At 80.5% G+C, this 292-nt stretch carries 1 pseudogene; it reads left to right on the forward strand.

The annotated features are described in order from the left end of the window. Positions 1–292 (forward strand): annotated as a pseudogene (locus GT042_RS38435) (hypothetical protein); the annotation flags it as partial.

The following is a 292-nucleotide window of genomic DNA, read 5'->3' on the forward strand; positions in this document are numbered from 1 at the left end:
GGTGGCGTACGTCCCCGGGCCGGGGCCCGGCCGTGGCCGGCACGGGCTCGGGTACGGGACCGGTCAGGCGTACGACTCCGGCCCCCAGCTCCCCGGCGCGGCCCCGCTGCCGTCCTGGACCCGGGGCATGACCACCGGGCACAAGGCCACCGGCACGGCGGTCCTGCCGTCGCCGCTCCCCGACCCCACGACCCTGACCGGCGGATGGACCGGCCCGGCCGGCCCGCACCCGGCGCTCCTCACCGACCGGACGTACGAGCCCCACGCCCTGGGCCCGTCGCCCGAGCGCCTC

It is taken from the genome of Streptomyces sp. SID3212 (assembly GCF_009865405.1).
Classification (GTDB): Bacteria; Actinomycetota; Actinomycetes; order Streptomycetales; family Streptomycetaceae; genus Streptomyces.